This window comes from Virgibacillus sp. NKC19-16 (genome assembly GCF_021560035.1).
GTDB classification, from domain to species: Bacteria; Bacillota; Bacilli; order Bacillales; family Amphibacillaceae; genus Virgibacillus_L; species Virgibacillus_L salidurans.
Map to the genome: position 1 here is coordinate 591,492 of NZ_CP074373.1, position 18,032 is coordinate 609,523.

The 18,032-nt window shown below is 39.1% G+C and carries 16 protein-coding genes and 1 pseudogene; 16 read left to right on the forward strand and 1 reads right to left on the reverse strand.

Translation table 11 applies throughout. The features are described 5' to 3' along the window. Positions 1-57: 57 nt before the first annotated feature. The 8 genes and pseudogenes from KFZ58_RS03200 to KFZ58_RS03235 form a co-directional block, all read left to right on the forward strand. Positions 58-558: a hypothetical protein gene (locus tag KFZ58_RS03200; protein ID WP_235793417.1), complete on the forward strand. Its 501-nt coding sequence runs from the start codon at positions 58-60 to the stop codon at positions 556-558. A 285-nt stretch (positions 559-843) separates the two neighbouring features. Continuing rightward, positions 844-1,431, forward strand: coding sequence for a CalY family protein (locus KFZ58_RS03205; protein WP_235793418.1), 588 nt, complete (start codon positions 844-846; stop codon positions 1,429-1,431). Between the two features lie 83 nt (positions 1,432-1,514). Continuing rightward, entirely contained in the window at positions 1,515-3,998 is a 2,484-nt protein-coding gene (locus KFZ58_RS03210) for a glycoside hydrolase family 2 protein (protein WP_235793419.1), read from the forward strand. A 177-nt stretch (positions 3,999-4,175) separates the two neighbouring features. Further along, complete coding sequence (locus KFZ58_RS03215; RefSeq protein WP_235793420.1) at positions 4,176-5,540, forward strand: hypothetical protein; 1,365 nt, start codon at positions 4,176-4,178, stop codon at positions 5,538-5,540. Between the two features lie 332 nt (positions 5,541-5,872). Continuing rightward, positions 5,873-6,895 carry a TRAP transporter substrate-binding protein gene (locus tag KFZ58_RS03220; RefSeq protein WP_235793421.1) on the forward strand — a complete coding sequence of 341 codons (1,023 nt, stop codon included), beginning with the start codon at positions 5,873-5,875 and terminating at the stop codon, positions 6,893-6,895. A 70-nt stretch (positions 6,896-6,965) separates the two neighbouring features. Next, positions 6,966-7,463: a TRAP transporter small permease gene (locus tag KFZ58_RS03225; RefSeq protein WP_235793422.1), complete on the forward strand. Its 498-nt coding sequence runs from the start codon at positions 6,966-6,968 to the stop codon at positions 7,461-7,463. A 4-nt stretch (positions 7,464-7,467) separates the two neighbouring features. After that, complete coding sequence (locus KFZ58_RS03230) at positions 7,468-8,748, forward strand: TRAP transporter large permease (RefSeq protein WP_235793423.1); 1,281 nt, start codon at positions 7,468-7,470, stop codon at positions 8,746-8,748. A gap of 105 nt (positions 8,749-8,853) precedes the next feature. Further along, positions 8,854-9,465: pseudogene (locus tag KFZ58_RS03235) on the forward strand (glycoside hydrolase family 2 TIM barrel-domain containing protein); the annotation flags it as partial. A 40-nt stretch (positions 9,466-9,505) separates the two neighbouring features. Here the strand turns inward: KFZ58_RS03235 and KFZ58_RS03240 are convergent. Continuing rightward, on the reverse strand, positions 9,506-10,711 hold the full coding sequence (locus KFZ58_RS03240; RefSeq protein WP_235793424.1) for an AraC family transcriptional regulator: 1,206 nt from the start codon (positions 10,709-10,711) through the stop codon (positions 9,506-9,508). A 142-nt stretch (positions 10,712-10,853) separates the two neighbouring features. Here KFZ58_RS03240 and KFZ58_RS03245 point away from each other — a divergent pair, with 142 nt between their 5' ends. The 8 genes from KFZ58_RS03245 (at position 10,854) to KFZ58_RS03280 (ending at position 17,991) form a co-directional block, all read left to right on the forward strand. Further along, positions 10,854-12,227: a glycoside-pentoside-hexuronide (GPH):cation symporter gene (locus tag KFZ58_RS03245; RefSeq protein WP_235793425.1), complete on the forward strand. Its 1,374-nt coding sequence runs from the start codon at positions 10,854-10,856 to the stop codon at positions 12,225-12,227. Between the two features lie 779 nt (positions 12,228-13,006). Beyond that, complete coding sequence (locus KFZ58_RS03250) at positions 13,007-13,309, forward strand: urease subunit gamma (RefSeq protein ID WP_235793426.1); 303 nt, start codon at positions 13,007-13,009, stop codon at positions 13,307-13,309. Positions 13,310-13,332: 23 nt separating this feature from the next. After that, on the forward strand, positions 13,333-13,650 hold the full coding sequence (locus tag KFZ58_RS03255; RefSeq protein ID WP_235793427.1) for an urease subunit beta: 318 nt from the start codon (positions 13,333-13,335) through the stop codon (positions 13,648-13,650). A gap of 1 nt (position 13,651) precedes the next feature. Continuing rightward, a complete protein-coding gene (ureC, locus tag KFZ58_RS03260; RefSeq protein WP_235793428.1) occupies positions 13,652-15,370 on the forward strand; it encodes an urease subunit alpha in 1,719 nt (572 codons plus the stop codon). Between the two features lie 10 nt (positions 15,371-15,380). Further along, entirely contained in the window at positions 15,381-15,836 is a 456-nt protein-coding gene (gene ureE / locus KFZ58_RS03265; protein WP_235793429.1) for an urease accessory protein UreE, read from the forward strand. Then, positions 15,829-16,515 (forward strand): urease accessory protein UreF, encoded by a 687-nt coding sequence (locus tag KFZ58_RS03270; RefSeq protein WP_235793430.1) that lies wholly within the window; start codon positions 15,829-15,831, stop codon positions 16,513-16,515. The genes ureE and KFZ58_RS03270 overlap by 8 nt, the downstream gene beginning before the upstream one ends. 41 nt (positions 16,516-16,556) lie before the next feature. Further along, complete coding sequence (gene ureG / locus KFZ58_RS03275) at positions 16,557-17,177, forward strand: urease accessory protein UreG (RefSeq protein WP_235793431.1); 621 nt, start codon at positions 16,557-16,559, stop codon at positions 17,175-17,177. Beyond that, on the forward strand, positions 17,170-17,991 hold the full coding sequence (locus tag KFZ58_RS03280) for an urease accessory protein UreD (RefSeq protein ID WP_235793432.1): 822 nt from the start codon (positions 17,170-17,172) through the stop codon (positions 17,989-17,991). Before ureG ends, KFZ58_RS03280 begins: the two co-directional genes overlap by 8 nt. Positions 17,992-18,032: the final 41 nt, after the last annotated feature.

The following is an 18,032-nucleotide window of genomic DNA, read 5'->3' on the forward strand; positions in this document are numbered from 1 at the left end:
TCACCCTAAATTAAGAGTTAGTGATGGGAGGCTACAATAATCAAAAAATATCAGAGTATGAAAAAACGATTTACAATCAATTTTTTTCGATTATTCGCTATGGTATACCTGCTGTTTTGCATCGTCTTTCACTTAACTTCACCGACCACCGCATCTTTCAGTGATTCTGAAATTGTTGATGGAACGATTTCTACAGGCGTTACGTTTGGTGATGAGCTGCAGGAATCGGACAAAGGCTCAGATAGTGATTTGGGCGAAATTCAGTCAGAGGATGACCAAGAAGAGAACAGAAATAATAGTGCACAGGAAATGAAACAAGAGGACAAGCCGGAAGAGACGAACAGTAATGATCAATATCGTGAAGAAGAGACTTCCGATCAGGCGGACAAGCAAAAAGATAAAACAACTTCATCCACTGATAGAAATGAAAGCAATAGTAACAACCAAATAAAAGAAGGAACCAATCAAACTGAAAACCCTGAATCACCCAACCCTTCTTCAAAAATGAAAAGCGATAAAACAGAAGAAGAGCAGGATGAAGAGGATATCTCAGACTAATGGCTCACAATGAAATTGAGAGAAATACTGAAGGTGGTTAACAGTACCACAACATCGATACTATATAACAATTGCCCATATTATAATATGGCGAAGAAGTATTATTTATAAGTAAAAGAGCAAGAAAATTAATTTCTAAACTTATTATACGAGGCGGCTTATTACAATAGGACGTTCAATTACAAATTAAACTAGTTTAGTAATCTATAACGTTGGGATTAGTAGGAATCAAGTGGAAAAACAGTGTAATCTTAAAAAAAGAAGTATATAGAGGGGAGAATTTTAATGGGTATTAAAAAGCAATTAGGTATGGGAGTTATGACAGCTGCACTCGGATTATCATTGATAGGTGGAGGGACGTTTGCATATTTCAGTGATAGTGAGACGACGAACAACACGTTTGCAGCAGGAACACTTGATTTAGGTGTTGAACCGACGGAAGTCATTAATGTTGAAAATATTCAACCTGGTGATTCCATGGTTCGCGATTTTGAACTTCAAAATAATGGTTCAGTGGATATTAACAAAGTACTCTTGGAAACGGATTATTCTGTAACAGATGCGGAAGGTGATAATACGGGTGACTTTGGAGAGCACATCCGGGTAGAGTTTTTATACAATGCGGATCAACTGAATGAAGTGATTTATGAAACAACATTAGCAGATCTAAGAGGCATGTCACCTGAAGCTGTTAATGAGGAAGTATTCCTCCCTACGTTAGGTGAAGATGGGCTTGAAGCGGGTACTAGCGATGACCTCGTTGTTCAGTTCACCTTCGTTGATAACGGAGAAGATCAAAACGAATTCCAGGGCGATGCTTTAAATCTGGAGTGGACATTTAATGCTCAACAAACAGCAGGTGATGAAAATTAAGATGAATTAGAAATATTTAGTACTAAGGAGCAGGCTTATTCTGCTCCTTTTAAAAAACTTTTATATGGGGAGAGATAGAGTAGATGACAAACCGTATTTTAAAATTTGTACCATTTCTATTAGCAATTCTTTTGTTAGTGCCAATCTTAACCGTTACTGCTACTGGCAATGATGGCGATGAAAGTAATGGAGAAAATACAGTGGCCAATACGGGTAGAATTGTAGAAAACATTGATGATAATTGGAAATTTCACAAAGGAGCCCAAGGTGAAGAAGAGGATTTTAGTGCAGTTGAATTTAATGATAGTAATTGGGATGAAATAAGTCTTCCTCATACTTGGAATGCAGAAGATGGAGCTGACGGTGGAGACGACTATTACATGGGTGATGGTTGGTATAGAAAACAATTAAATATCCCTGAAAGTTATGAGGGTAAAGAATTATTCTTGCAATTTGAAGCAGCGAATAAAGAAGCAGAAGTATTTATAAATGGTGAACCTGTAGATACGCACATTGGAGGGTATACTGCATTTGCAGTTGATATTGGCGAGCATGTAGATTTTGGACAAGACAATACGATCGCTGTACGGGTAAACAATGAAGTGAAAGATTCGATGCCATTAAGTGGTGATTTTACTTTCTGGGGTGGAATTTATAGAAGTGTCAACCTAGTAGTGACAGATAAGACTCATATCGATGTACAAGATAATGGCTCCAATGGTGTATATGTTTCCGTTCCAAATGATGAGTCCATTGAAGAAACGGCAGAAGTTACGGTTGAGGCACCGGTTGTTGTAGATGAGACGGATGCTGAGACAATAACAGTGGAAACTTCAATAAACAATGCAGAAGGTGAAGAAGTAACATCAACAGAAATGTCGGAAGAAAACGGGGTGTTTATGGGTGAAATGGAAGTAGATAACCCGCGCCTATGGAATGGCGTAGAGGATCCTTATCAATATACGGTTGAAGTAAATGTAACAAGAGATGGTGAAGTAATTGACCAAGTAACAGATGAAGTAGGTTTTCGGTATTTTTCCGTGGATCCAGATGAAGGATTCTTCCTGAATGGGGAAAGCTATCCGCTTCGTGGTGTAAATATTCACCAAGACAGAGAAGGCTATGGCAATGCTGTTCCTGAAGATGTCAGAGAAGAGGATTTTGAGCTTATTGAAGAAATTGGCGCGAACACAATAAGAGTAGCCCACTATCCGCATTCACAGTATGTGTTTGACAAGGCTGATGAAATGGGACTTGTAGTTTATACGGAAATCCCGTTTGTGAACGAAATGACTTCCACTACGGAATTTGCAGAAAATGCGGAACAACAATTAACGGAAATGATTAAGCAGAATTACAATCATCCTTCTATTGTAACCTGGGGAGTTCATAATGAAATCGGTTATAATGATTTTGTATTGGATTCAGATTTGACAGAGGAAGAACAGTATGAGATGGCAACTGAATTGGTTCAGCGTCTTAGTGAAACTGCAAAGGAATTGGACCCGGAAAGACTAGTAACGCAAGCAATTGTTCAATCGCAAATAGATGAAAATCTGGATTGGGGCTCCGATGAATCCCAAAATGGAGGCAATGACGAAATTGATAAGTTTATAGATCTATCTTCTATGAATCTTTATTATGGTTGGTATAGTCCTAAATCAGCGACACCAGAATTGGATAATTTCTTGACTGACCTTCATGAAACGTATCCTGATGCTGTATTGGGAATTTCTGAATATGGAGCTGGTGGACATCCTCACCAACATGATATAGTCGATGAGGATTTTGAATGGAATGGAATGGAAGATAGCCGAAGTGATTGGCATCCAGAAGAATACCAGAATTTCTATCATGAAGAGAATTACAATATTATCGAAGACCATCCAGAATTATGGGCCACCCATGTATGGAATATGTTTGATTTTGGTTCGGATGATAGAGATGAGGGGAATAATCCAGGCATTAATGATAAGGGTCTCGTATCCTATGATCGCCAGCTGAAGAAGGATTCCTTCTATTTTTACAAAGCACAATGGAATGAGGAAGATCCATTTGTTTATATCACAAGCAGAAGATACACGGAAAGACCGGAAAGCACAACACCTGTTAAAGTTTACTCGAACTTGGATGAAGTTACGCTTACTGTAAATGGCGTAGATTATGGCAAAGGTGAAAAACAACAAACAGGAGTATTTGTTTGGGATAATGTAGAACTAAATGCTGATGATAATGTTGTGGTTGCAACAGCCGATACAGCAGACGGAGAAAATGTAACTGATAGTGTTAATAATTGGGGTATTATAAATGCAACCGATATAAAAACACTTGTGGATAATTTAGAAGAAGAGGGAGAATTTGCAAACGATGATGTTGCTCGTTCCTTAAACATTCACCTGAATGCTATAAATCGTTTCGAAGATGTAGGACAAGCAGATAAGGTTGTTAAACACATGGAAAGTTTCAACCACCTACTTGATCATCAGAATGAAGATGATTTAATTTCCAAGAAGGCGTATAATAATCTCAAGTACAAGGCAGATACGTTGATAGAGAAATGGGAATAGAGGCGTAAGAATCCACCTACGCTAAGAAAGAAGCTGTCGTTATTTTGGCAGCTTCTTTCTTTTTTCAAAAAACAATTATCTTGAAAAAATAAACGCTTACATATATGATAAAGGTGTTTGGCAATTTGTTTGGCGCACAAACTAATTCACATTAATAAATAACCTAAGGAGGCACCAATGAAAAACCATCCGATCTTTCGCTATCTATATATCTTTTATTCTTTTGTATTTGTGATCCATATCATTAACGTATTTATAGAAAGTGATAATTTAAATTACATATTGGGTATTATGGCACTTATCATGTTAGCTGTATCGTTTGCAGGAGCTTCGAGATTATTTAAAATTCTTGGGAGTGCATTTATTTTGATAGGTGGTATTGTTTTTGCGACTTCAGGCCAATCAATTGCTACTGTCCCAGCTTTATTAACATCAAACATGTCACTGTTGACTCTTTTAGCGATGCTACCATGGATGAACAGTGTGGTGAGGAGCGGAAGGTTTGATCAAAGTCTGAACAATCTATTGAAAGTAAATGTTTCTGACTTAGGTAAACTATATCCGCGCAGTTCCATAACGACACTCACATTGGCATCTTTTTTAAATTTATCAGCTGCTACCATATCCCAGGATGTTTTAAAGGAAAACTTAAGGCCACTTGATAAGAGATTACGGGATTCATTTATTGCTACTGCGACGTTAAGAGGTTATTCGTTGGCTTTATTGTGGAGCCCATTAGAAATATTATTGGCTGTTTCCATATTTACAACCGGTGTTGATTACGTTTCCTTATTACCTTGGTTACTCTTGATTGCGTTGATTACTTTTTTATTGGACTCGATTTGGGGTAGGTTTCATTATAAAAAATATGCTTATGCAAATACGAGTAAGCAATCTATTAATATGAAAGAAATGACCAAAAAAATTGTTCATTTACTAGTGGCACTTGTTCTATTTTTAACATTGGTTATTTCTCTTGGAAACCTGTTTAATTTAGATTTTATTTTCACTGTTACGATACTTATTTTTCCATTTGCTTTTATATGGTCCCTCATTATGAAGCGAGGACGTAGTTTCTGGATTATCGGATGGAGCACATGGAAAGCGAAGACGAACACGATGCAAAATTTCATCGTATTGTTTATATCCTTAGCATTCTTTGCAAATAGCATTGATGGTACACCGTTTCTTGATTTTATCCAACAACCAATTTTAGCTTTTTCTGATTATCCAATAGTCATATTTGTTATGATTCAGCTAATCTTTATATTTATGAGCATGTTTGGTATTCATCCAATAGCGACGATTGGGATATTAAGTGGAGTTATTGCAACCTTACTTGAATTTATGAACCCGGTCAGCCTTGCCATTGTATTGGTCACAAGTTCGATTGCAACATTAACAGTAGGAACTTATGGATTGGTTGTTCAATTAACTGCAGTAAATACCGGACAAAATCCGTATCGTATCACGATGAATAACCTGTTATATTCTTTGGCTTTTGGTGGAATAGGAACAGTTATCGCATATTTACTTTTATAGGAATGGTTAGAAGTGACATTTTTGTTCTATCTTAGCGAAAAAGAGAATAAAATTTAAAAAGAAAAATGAATGGAGGTGAAAGTATTTAGAGCTGTTGACGCTCATCGAATCTATTGAGTTTGAAGATATATAGGAATTTTTCCTTATTTTTTAAATGAAAACGCTTGATTATTGTACCGCTTACAATTATAATAAAGATAATCAATTATTTAGTTTGTTTACTGAACAAATAATATAAGGAGGGGTATTCGACATTAAAATGTTGGTACAAGATGTTGACACTCTACACAGGAACTCATGATTTTACAATAATATTTTAGGGGGAAAATAGGATGAATAAAAAATTAGTAGCCTTATTCTCGATTCTGTTCTTTGTTGTAATCGTTTTAGCAGCATGTGGAGGCGAATCTGAAGATGCTGGATCAGAAGAAGGAAATGATGATGGATCATCAGAAGAAACAGTTACACTAACATTAGCTGAGAATCACCCGGAAGATTATCCTACTACAGTCGGCGACAAAGAATTTGCTAGATTGGTAGAGGAAAAAACGGATGGACGTTATGAAGTAGAAGTGTATTCCGGTGGGCAATTGGGTGAAGAGGCAGAAGTACTTGAGCAAGTACAACTAGGTACAATCGAGTTAGCAAGGGTTAATGCAATACCATTAACTGAATTCTCAGAATCTATTGGTGTTCTGTCTATGCCTTATTTATTTGAGGATGAAGAAGCCAAATGGGAGAAGTTAAACGGTGAAGTTGGGCAAGAACTTTTAGGTACATTAGATGGCTCAGGCTTAGTAGGCCTTACATTCTATGATTCCGGCCAGCGAAGTTTCTATAACTCTGTTCGTCCTGTTGAAACACCAGAAGATATGGAAGGACTTCAGCTCCGTGTACAATCTTCTGATCTAGCGATATCTATTGTAGAGGCATTAGGTGCATCTGCAACTCCAATGGAATACGGAGAAGTGTATTCAGCGCTGCAAACAGGTGTCATTGACGGTGCGGAAAATAATTTTCCAAGTTACTACACGTCCAATCATTATGAAGTAGCAGAATATTTCACGGTAAATGGTTACCAAGGAACACCGGAAGTATTACTGGGATCCCAGGAATTATGGGATACGCTAAGTGATGAAGATAAAGAAGCATTTAGAGAGGCAGCGATGGAATCTGTTGAAGTGCAGCGTGAAGCTTGGGCAGAATTGACAGAAGAGTCTCGACAAGCTGTTGAGGAAAACGGAAATGAACTTATCGAAGTTGAGGATACGGAAGCATGGAGAGAAGCTGTTCAACCTGTCTATGATGAATTTGGTGACCAGTACAGTGAATGGATTGATAGGTTAACAGAATAAGTGATTTGAGGAGGAGAGGTGGGGCCCGTCCTCGGGTTCTTACTTCTCTTAATCTAAGGGAGGATTCATCATGAAGGCTTTAAAGATGACCAAAAATGCTTTGGATCGGCTACTTTTAGTATCTTCCTTAATAATATTGGTAGTAATGGTTCTCGTAATTCTTTATCAAGTATTTGCCAGGCAAATTTTAGGCACGGCACCTGCCTGGAGTGAAGAATTATCCCGACTACTGTTTGTTTGGGTAAGCTTTTTTGGTATAGCATATGGATTTAAAGAAAAACTTCATATTGGTGTCGGGCTTGTTGTTAACATGTTTCCTGAAAAGGTTCAGGATATATTTGATTATCTGGCAAAAGTATTAGTTATCGGCTTTGGTATAGTTTTAATGTACTATGGATGGCAATTTACTATATTGACAAGCAGTTCAACGATGCCTGCAATTGGATGGCCTTCCAGTGTACTATATGCGTGCATGCCAATCACAGGAGTTTTCGTAACATTGAATGGGATAGAACTACTATTTAGAAAAGGAATGCATCAAGAGCTAGACGATGTAAGTGAGGAGTGAGACGATGGAAGTAGTAATATTAATAGGCAGCTTTTTACTAATGCTCATATTTAGAATTCCTATTGCACTTTCACTTATATTATCTTCCTTGGCTACTGGTTTGTATATGGAGCTAGACCTATCAGCTCTTATACAACAAATGGTAGGTGGGTTAAATTCGTTTTCTTTACTAGCTATACCATTCTTTGTACTTGCTGGGGAAATAATGAATGAAGGTGGAATTTCACGAAGGTTGATCAACCTTTCTAATGTGATCATTGGAAAAATTAGAGGTGGACTAGCACTGGTTAACGTGCTTGCCAGTACCTTTTTCGGGGGAATATCAGGATCAGCGATTGCTGATACTTCTTCTGTAGGCTCTGTTATGATTCCAATGATGAAAAAACAGGGATATGATTCCGGATTTTCTGTTGCCACGACGGTTTCCAGTTCAGCGCAAGGGGTAATGATCCCGCCAAGTCATAACATGATTATCTATTCAACGGCAGCTGGTGGTGTGTCTGTTGGTGCTTTATTTATGGGTGGACTTGTTCCCGGACTACTGCTTGGGTTGGCATTAATGATTATAGTCTATATTCTTTCGGTCAAAAGAAACTATCCTAAAGGGGAAGTAGTAGAGAAGAAAGACATTCCTAGAATCGTTTGGGAAGGCTTGTTGGGTTTACTTACTGCTGTTATCATCCTGGGCGGTATTATCAGTGGATTTTTCACTGTTACTGAATCTGCTGCTATTGGTACATTATATGCATTTATTATCACATTCTTTGTGTTCAGAGATATTGGTATCTCAAGAATGGGTGTAATTTTACAAAGAACCTTTAATACACTAGCAATGGTATTATTTCTCATCGCTGCTTCGTCAGCATTTGGCTGGTTATTAGCGCTACTTAGAGTACCTGCCATGGTATCAGATGCTTTAATAAGTATTTCACCGAATGATATAGTAACAATTCTTATGATCGTTGCTATTTTATTACTTTTAGGGATGATCATGGATATGGCTCCACTTATACTAATTGCAACACCGATATTACTGCCTGTTGCAACAAGTGTGGGCATGGATCCGGTTCATTTTGGAGTTGTAATGATTTTATGTCTAGGTATTGGATTAATCACACCACCTGTTGGGACCGTACTATTTGTAGGTTCGTCAATAGGAAGAATATCAATTGAACAAACAACCAAAGCGCTATTACCGTTTTATGGGATAATGATTGTAATATTAATAATTATAGCCCTTGTCCCGTCAGTTGTGCTATGGTTACCGCAAGTGCTAGGATTATAGATTATCAACATCCCCATCACCAATTGGTGATGGGGGTGTTTTTTATTATGGGTAATTGTTGGAATGCTAAATTAATCCTTTTATTAAGCAGCGGGATATGATTATAATAAAAACCATCCGTCTGTCGTCATGTGGTCTGTAGCTAACGAACCAGCTTCCGAAGAAGAAGGTGCCTATGAATATTTCAAGCCACTTATTGAATTAACAAAAGAGCAAGATCCGCAGACCAGGCCGGTGACAATCGTTACGTATTTAGCAGCCACGCCGGATAAAGATAAAATAGCGGAATTAATCGATGTTCTTGCATTAAATCGCTACTATGGCTGGTATGTTGACAGCGGGGACTGGGAAGTTGCGAAAGTACATTTGCGTCAGGAATTTGAAGAATGGAATAAACGTTGCCCAGGTAAACCGATAATGATGACAGAGTACGGTGCAGATACAGTTGCTGGCTTGCATGACGTTGATCCGGTTATGTTCACAGAGGAATTTCAAGTGGAATACCTTCGTGCAAACCATGAGGTCTTCGATGAATTCGATAACTTTATCGGCGAGCAGGTATGGAACTTTGCCGACTTTGGTACAAGCCAAGGCATTATGCGTGTACAAGGAAATAAAAAAGGTATCTTTACACGTGATCGCAAACCGAAATTAGCAGCACATGAATTTAAGAAACGCTGGAGTGAAATTCCGGATTTTGGTTATAAAGGGTACTAAAAAATGGTCAGCTTCCTATGGAGGTGACCATTTTTTATGTTTAAGAAGAAGGCGCGGGTTCCCTATACTGAGAAGGCGTCTTCCCTGTTTCTTTCTTGAATACCCTGGAAAAATAGGACGAATCCTCATAACCTACTAACCATGCTATTTCTTCAATGGAAATGCTCTCATTTTTCAACAAATGTTTTGCCTTGTTGATTCGTATCATTTGCTGATAGCCTGTAATCGTCATGTCTGTTTCCTGTTTAAATTTTCGTGACAGGTGACTTGGATGTGTAAAGCAAAGTTCCGCAATTTCATTTTTGTCAATTGGCTTGTCACAATAGCTCACTAAATATTCAATTGCTGTGGAAGTAATGTTTGAGTAATTAGTTAATGAATTAGCGACCACCATATCAGTGTATTCGACTACCATATCCTCATATAGTTGCTGCAATTTGGATAATTGCTTGGTAAATTCTATTTGATAGGCATACTTATCGGATACACGATGTACAAAAATTGCTGGGACATCACTTCTAATGACAGCAGATCGTAATAGCGTACTTAAAACAATAGCCAGGTTTTTCACCCTTCGTAGTGGTTGATTGGGAAACCGCTCGGAAAAGGAGAACAGTATATCATTGGAATTCAATAGCCTCAGGGCTGTAGACTTGTCTCCTTGTTCAACAGCGTGCATAATATCCCCTTCTAATTTATATCGCATTGTTATAATTTTGGCATCTTCATCCATGCCGGCATCGATTTCCTTCTTCTTGTATTTCTCGTTATTCTTTTGCAACGTGATTCTTATGGGTGTTGCTTCTTTATCTATCAGTATTTCAAATTGCTGAATAATACTGGCAAAACTAGTAACTTTATCCATTGTAAGTACTTGGATCTGATTGCATACCGTTCTTAGCTCTTCGCTTTCATTATTACTGAGATTATATTCCCTGGCTAAGCTATACATATCAGGTGTTAATTTCATAAATGGGCCGATGATTACAGCGAAGGGTTCGTTATTTGAAAAACGATAACCGATGTAATGCAAACCCCATTCGTTCGTGTAGGAATACACTTGATTATGTTGCATTTGTGCTTGCAGGTACACCACATCTTCTTCCTCGGCTCCGGGCATGAAAGCAGGTATTGAAATGTCTTCATGATGATAGATAAAGTCGCTGTTTGAATCTAATACATATGTGTTTAAATTGGTAATTTGATATATTTTCATAGCCGCAGAAACAATACTGGACTGATCCATCTTTTTGCTCCCCCTCTTTTATAGAAAGCGTTATCTGAAAACGCTATATTTATCCTTTAAATGTTGAATGAGTCCTTATAGAAATGCTGTGATTCTATTATAATAGAATAATGAAAACGATTGCAACTAGGAGGAACTTCAAATGGAAAATAAAATTGTAGAAGAAGAACCAGTAGTAAAAGAACATTTAGGTTTTAAAGAAAAACTTTCCTATGGACTCGGTGACACGGCAAACAATTTAACATTTTCGATGATTACAACTTATTTATTGGTGTTTTATACGGATGTTTTTGGAATATCTGCTGCAGCCGTAGCTACATTATTTCTTGTGGCACGAATCTGGGATGCAATTAATGACCCAATAATGGGATCGATTGTTGACCGTTTTGGTAAAAATAACAAACATGGACAATTCAGGCCCTATATGAAATGGGCGGGGGTCCCGGTTGTTATAATGGCTGTATTGGTATTCATTACGCCGGACCTTTCTGAAAGCGGTAAATTAATTTATGCCTATGTGACTTATATTTTATTTGGTATGGCTTATACGCTGATCAATATTCCATATGGGTCATTAGCTTCTGTCATGACCAGAGACCCGGTAGACCGTTCTTCCTTGGCTTCTTTCCGTGGGTTAGGCTCACAAATAGGTGTGTTTTCAATCGGGATTCTAGTCGTTCCAATGGTAGCGCTTTTCCCTTCTGATCAAATAGGTTATCCCGCTGTAGTTGGTATGTTTGGGGTGATTGCCTTAATACTCTATTTCTTAGCCTATAAAAATACGAAAGAGCGTATTAAACCGGTCAAGTCCGCAAACCCGGAGAAAATGAATTTAAAAATGTTTACGAGAATCTTGACAAATGGGCCATTTTTGGCACTTTCATTCATGTCATTCTTCATCCTTTTGGCCATGCTAGTTAACCAATCTGTTGGACTCTATTTCTTTACCTATAATTTGGGAAATGAATTCTTATTCTCGGTTTATAATATGTTGAATATTGGATCTGTTGTGTTACTCGTTATTTTTATACCGAAGCTGACAGCAAAATATGGCAAAAAAGCAATAACCTTAGCTGGACTTCTGATCGGGGCTGTAGCAATGGGAGTATTATTTATCCTACCCACCACCCCAATAACTGCACTTCTTTTCTTATGGGTGGGGATGCTTGGGATCAGTATTCCGAATATGCTTGTATGGGCCTTCATTTCCGATGTTATTGACTACGGGGAATGGAAAACAGGCGTCAGGCAGGAAGGGACAACCTATTCCATGTACAGCTTTATGAGAAAGTTGTCCCAAGCCATTGCCGGTTTTGCTGGTGCAACAGGTTTAGCAATTATTGGCTATGTTCCAAATGTTGTACAAACAGCTGAGACATTAATAGGTATTGAAGTCATGATGATGCTCATACCAGCAATTGCCTGCATCATTTGTTTCGCTATCTTTAAATGGGGATACAAATTGAATGATAAAATGTTTGCTCAGATTTCTGCAGATCTTGAAGCGAAACAATAATAGGATCAGTTTAATAGAGCGATTAACCATTTTAGAAAATAAGGTTAATCGCTCCTCATTTTTTGCACAAATCACAAAAAGTTCATATTTAAAGCTTGCCTTTCCCAGGGGGATATGTAAAATAGGGTAGAGTAGTAAATCACTCGTATATATCAACAGAAATTTATATCAACACCTAATCTATTTTTCCTTCGTTAATCTACGAATGGGAAAATAGATAAACCTCTCTATTCGTTGTCCAGGAGATCCACTGTCTCCATCAACACACATTGAAAATGGATAACACGAAAACTTACTTACATTTTTAAGAAAAAATTTAATTGTATCTAATCATCTTTTCATCGCTAACTATTACTTTGTTACTCATTTCACAAGTGGGTAATTCTATTTCTAGTTGATTCATATAGGCTGATTTATTCAACACTCCGAAATCGGGAGAGAAGTACATCAAACCGGGAGGGAGGTTCATGTAATCGGGAGAAAAGCGTCTCGAACCGGGAGAGAGACAGGGGGAACCGGGAGACAGCGCTTCGAAATCGGGAGAGAGGCAGGCGGAACCGGGAGACAGCAGCTCCAAAATCCGACAACATCCGAAAATTGGTAGACCTTACCTCCAATTCGAGAGAGAACCCCGCCAAATCGGGAATGACTATATTTTATTTGCGTCGGTACTTTTAGTGTTTTTTCCATAACAAATATGGAGAAAATTGGTTTTAAAGCCCAAATTATGGAGAAACTTATCGTACAACAGACTATATTTTTAACGAGGAGGGTGAAACATGCAATTATTACCACGGGAGATTGATAAGCTTTTAATTGTAGTGGCTGCGGATGTTGCGAGGCGCAGAAGAGAAAGAGGACTGAAGTTGAATCATCCTGAAGCGATGGCACTGATTACAGATGAGGTAATGGAAGGTGCAAGAGATGGAAAAACGGTTGCTGAATTAATGGAATATGGGGCAACCATTCTATCGCGTGGGGATGTAATGGAAGGTATACCAGAAATGATTGATGATGTGCAAGTAGAGGCTACGTTTCCGGATGGCACAAAATTAGTTACAATACACCATCCGATTCGCTAAATTTGAAGGGAGTTTAACGATTAATGAAACCAGGTGAAATCATTTTTAAAGAGGAAGTAATTGTGTGTAATGCTAATAGTAAGAGTTCCAAGGTTTCTGTGATAAATACAGGAGACAGGCCGATTCAAATTGGTTCGCACTATCACTTTTATGAGGTAAATAATGCATTACAATTTAATAGGGATGAAGGGTACGGGAAACGATTAAATGTTCCTGCCGGTGCTGCGGTTCGTTTTGAGCCGGGTGATGAGAAAGATGTTGAGTTGATTGATTACGCTGGAAAACGAGAGGTTTATGGTTTTCATAATAAAGTAGATGGACCATTAGAAGGGCGGGATTAACATGAGTTTTAAAATGTCGAGAGATCAATATTCGCAAATGTATGGACCGACCACAGGTGATTCTGTCCGTTTGGCGGATACAAATCTGTTCATTCAAATCGAAAAGGATTTTACAACATATGGTGAAGAAGTCGTATTTGGTGGAGGAAAAGTTACGCGTGACGGGATGGGGCAACATCCGCTAATCGCACGCGAGGACGATGAACGTGTAGCAGATACCATTATAACGAATGTCATTGTTCTTGATTATACAGGCATTTATAAAGCGGATCTTGCCATTCGTGATGGGCTTATTTCCGGGATTGGGAAAGCTGGGAATCCGCTAGTGCAGGATAATGTGGATATTATTGTTGGTACGTCAACGGAAGTGATCTCTGGAGAGGGTAAGATCATTACCGCTGGTGCGATAGATACACATGTGCATTTCATTAATCCAGCTCAAGTGGATGTTGCGTTGACCGGTGGAACAACAACATTAATCGGTGGAGGTGCTGGGCCGGGAGCAGGGTCAAGGGCGACAACAGCGACGCCTGGAGCTTGGCATATGCATACCATGCTAAAGGCATTAGAAGGAATGCCGATCAACGTTGGACTGACAGGAAAAGGCCATGCCTCAGCCGAAAAACCTTTAGCTGATCAAATTCTCGCAGGTGGAATTGGCTTAAAAGTACATGAAGATTGGGGAGCAACACCTTCTGTCGTGGATTATGCTTTGCGTGTTGCCGATAAATATGATGTTCAGGTCGCACTCCATGCGGATACGTTAAATGAGGGTGGATTTTTTGAAGACACGATGAAAGCAATAAACGGTCGCGGCATCCATATGTACCATACAGAAGGTGCTGGTGGTGGACATGCGCCGGATTTGATTAAATCTGCTGGAATGAAGAATGTTTTGCCAGCCTCAACCAATCCAACATTACCATACACCGTTAATACGATTGATGAACATCTGGATATGGTCATGGTTGCACATAATTTAAATCCATCTGTACCAGAGGATATCGCATTTGCTGATTCACGTATTCGCAGTGAATCGATAGCAGCTGAAGATGTGCTGCAGGATATGGGTGTGTTTAGTATGACAAGTTCAGACGCCGAGGCAATGGGGCGTATTGGTGAGGTTGTACTGAGAACATGGCAAACAGCGGATAAAATGAAAATGCAGCTGGGTTCAATGGAAGGAGATAGCAAGCACAAGGATAATAATCGAGCGAGACGTTATGTCGCCAAATATACGATTAACCCTGCGATTGCGCATGGAGTATCAGATTATATTGGTTCTATTGAAGTTGGCAAAATGGCGGACCTTGTTCTTTGGGATCCAAAATTCTTTGGCGCAAAACCGGAAATGATTCTTAAAAATGGCGTTATCGCAAGTACGTTAATGGGTGATGCAAATGCATCCATTCCAACACCACAACCAATGATTTACCGGCCAATGTATGCAACGCAGGGTAAAGGGTTATATCAGAGTTCGATTACATTTGTTTCGCAAGCAGCTTATGAGGCTAACATCAAGGATCAGCTTGGACTTGAAAAAATGGTTCGCCCTGTACATGGAATTCGTAATCTAACGAAAAAAGATATGAAGCTAAATTCAGAAACACCTGATATCGATGTAGATCCACAGACATATGAAGTAAAAATAAATGGAGAAGTAATTACATGTGATCCTGTTGATACCGTTCCAATGGGGCAACGTTACTTCTTGTTTTGAGGTGAAGGAATTGATTATAGATAAAGTTGTCACAAACATAAATGATTTAGAGCAAGCTGAACTAGAAAAGCGCCATAGGGAAAAAGTGCTGCTTGAAAGTGCGCATCTGGTAAAACGAATCCAGCGGGTGGAGACCGATCATGGTCGTGAACTGGGTATTCGGCTGAAGGAAGCCCGCGATCTTCAAGCTGGTGATGTGATCTATATGGATGATGAAAATATGATTATTATCGATGTCATGTCAGATGATTTATTAGTCATTAACCCGCGCACGTTGAATGAAATGGGAACCATCGCGCATCAGCTGGGGAATCGTCATCTTCCGGCACAGTTTGAGGGAGATAGTATGCTTGTGCAATATGACTACCTGGTAGAGGAACTATTACAAGAGTTGGGAATTCCATTTAGCCGCGAAGACCGAAAAGTAAACCAAGCATTTCGTCATATAGGGCATAGTCATGAATAACAACGTATTATCTTTGTTTCAGCTCTGTGATTCCAACTTTCCAACAGGTGCATTTAGTCATTCATTTGGACTGGAAAGCTATATGCAAGAAGGGGCAGTACACGACCAGGAGACATTTTCTGAGTGGCTACAGGTTTACCTGCAGGAACAGCTTGTATACGCTGATGGGCTAGCTGCAAGTTTGGTTTATGATGCACTTGAACAAGGTGATATTGAAAAAATTTGGGATCTTGATCGCAAATTAACCGTGCAAAGTCTTGCAAGGGAAACACGAGACGGTACGCAGCGTATGGGTGATCGTTTGTTGAAAATCGCGGCTACCCTTTATGAGGCACCGATTTTATCTGTTTATCAGAACCGGATAAAAAAGGGGCGAGCCTTCGGACATCCTGCCATTGTATTTACAATGGTTGGGCATTTTTTGGAGGTAGAAAAGGAAACGACAATTCTATACTATCTGTATTCTACGGTCTCCGGCCTCGTTCAAAATGCGGTACGAGCAATACCGTTAGGGCAAACGACAGGCCAAAAGATTATTTATGCATTCCAAGAACATTTAAGGGAAGCAACGGATAAAATTATGCAGTTGAATGAAGAAGAATTTGGGATTGTATCACCGGGACTGGAGTTATCCCAAATGATGCATGAGCGTGTGGGAATTCGTATTTTCAGCAGTTAAGAAATCCTAACGAAATTTTAAATGAAAGGGAAGTGTTAGAAATGGAACCGATCAGAATAGGAATAGGTGGCCCTGTTGGTGCAGGTAAAACCATGCTCGTGGAAAAAATTACGCGTCAATTGGATAAAGAAGTGAGCATGGCGGTTATTACCAATGATATTTATACAAAAGAAGATGCCAAAATTTTAGTGGAGAACGGGATTCTTCCGGAAGATCGTATCATTGGGGTGGAAACGGGCGGATGCCCACATACCGCAATCCGTGAAGATGCGTCCATGAACTTTGCAGCCATGGAAGAGCTTGAGGAGAAACATCCGGACATTGAGCTTATATTTGTAGAAAGCGGAGGAGATAATCTTGCAGCTACATTTAGTCCGGAACTTGTCGATTTTTCTATCTATATTATTGATGTTGCCCAAGGAGAAAAAATCCCCCGTAAAGGTGGCCAAGGTATGATTAAATCTGATTTGTTTGTGATTAATAAAACGGATCTGGCCCCATATGTTGGTGCAAATTTGGACATCATGGAATCTGATACGAAGGTATTCCGCGGAAACAAACCATTTGTATTTACAAATTTAAAGGATAATACAGGTTTGGATGAGGTTGTTGACTGGATCAAGAAGCATGCATTGTTAAAGGGACTCGAACAAGATGTCTGATTGGACAGGTATTCTCGAGCTTGATGCGGAAGACCGGCAAGGCAGGACAGTTGCTAACAATGTATATTTCCGAGGGGCCTTTAAAGTTATGCGCCCCGTTTACCTTCATCAATCCCAGCCCTGTTATTATATCTTAAACCCAGGCGGTGGATATTTGGATGGGGACACGTACCGAATGAAAGTATCGCTTCGTGAAAATGCGAAACTTACCTTGACGACACAAAGCGCTACAAAAGTTTATAAAACGCCAAATAGCCATGCATATCAGGAAACGGAACTTTTCCTTGGGAAGGGCAGTTATCTGGAATATTTGCCGGACCCTCTCATCGCTTATAAGGACGCCCGCTACCACCAAAAGAATATTGTACACATGGAAAAAGGAGCAACATTACTTTATTCCGATATTTTGACACCGGGTTGGTCACCTGAGGGCGAACGTTTCAGTTACGATACCCTTCGTCTGGTTAATGAAATTTATATGGAAGATGAGTTAGTCGCATTTGATCATATAAAACTGACGCCAAAAGCACAACATATGAATGGGCTAGGGATTATGGAAGGCTATACTCATTTAGGGTCATTCTTTGTTGTTGGGGAACAAGTCAATGCTGATCTTGTGGATCAATTGTATGAAACAATCAACAGGCAGGAAGGGGATTTTAAAGCAGGGATATCCAAGCTTGTAGTACCGGGCTTTACGATTCGAGTAATGGCTAACAAGACACAAGTGGTTGAAAGCATATTTACGGCCTGTCATAATGTAATAAGTGAGGCTTGGTTTCAATCTAAGCCGAGTTTTCTTAGAAAATATTAAGGATAACTAACCGCGATTAGGGGAAAAATATAACCATAAAA

Coding starts and splice junctions, on each gene's coding strand:
- KFZ58_RS03220 (WP_235793421.1), top strand. CDS start 5,873: ATGAATAAAAAATTAGTAGCCTTATTCTCGATTCTGTTCTTTGTTGTA.
- KFZ58_RS03280 (WP_235793432.1), top strand. CDS start 17,170: ATGTCTGATTGGACAGGTATTCTCGAGCTTGATGCGGAAGACCGGCAA.
- KFZ58_RS03215 (WP_235793420.1), top strand. CDS start 4,176: ATGAAAAACCATCCGATCTTTCGCTATCTATATATCTTTTATTCTTTT.
- KFZ58_RS03225 (WP_235793422.1), top strand. CDS start 6,966: ATGAAGGCTTTAAAGATGACCAAAAATGCTTTGGATCGGCTACTTTTA.
- KFZ58_RS03210 (WP_235793419.1), top strand. CDS start 1,515: ATGACAAACCGTATTTTAAAATTTGTACCATTTCTATTAGCAATTCTT.
- KFZ58_RS03205 (WP_235793418.1), top strand. CDS start 844: ATGGGTATTAAAAAGCAATTAGGTATGGGAGTTATGACAGCTGCACTC.
- KFZ58_RS03250 (WP_235793426.1), top strand. CDS start 13,007: ATGCAATTATTACCACGGGAGATTGATAAGCTTTTAATTGTAGTGGCT.
- ureC (WP_235793428.1), top strand. CDS start 13,652: ATGAGTTTTAAAATGTCGAGAGATCAATATTCGCAAATGTATGGACCG.
- KFZ58_RS03245 (WP_235793425.1), top strand. CDS start 10,854: ATGGAAAATAAAATTGTAGAAGAAGAACCAGTAGTAAAAGAACATTTA.
- KFZ58_RS03255 (WP_235793427.1), top strand. CDS start 13,333: ATGAAACCAGGTGAAATCATTTTTAAAGAGGAAGTAATTGTGTGTAAT.
- KFZ58_RS03200 (WP_235793417.1), top strand. CDS start 58: ATGAAAAAACGATTTACAATCAATTTTTTTCGATTATTCGCTATGGTA.
- KFZ58_RS03230 (WP_235793423.1), top strand. CDS start 7,468: ATGGAAGTAGTAATATTAATAGGCAGCTTTTTACTAATGCTCATATTT.
- KFZ58_RS03270 (WP_235793430.1), top strand. CDS start 15,829: ATGAATAACAACGTATTATCTTTGTTTCAGCTCTGTGATTCCAACTTT.
- KFZ58_RS03240 (WP_235793424.1), bottom strand. CDS start 10,711: ATGGATCAGTCCAGTATTGTTTCTGCGGCTATGAAAATATATCAAATT.
- ureG (WP_235793431.1), top strand. CDS start 16,557: ATGGAACCGATCAGAATAGGAATAGGTGGCCCTGTTGGTGCAGGTAAA.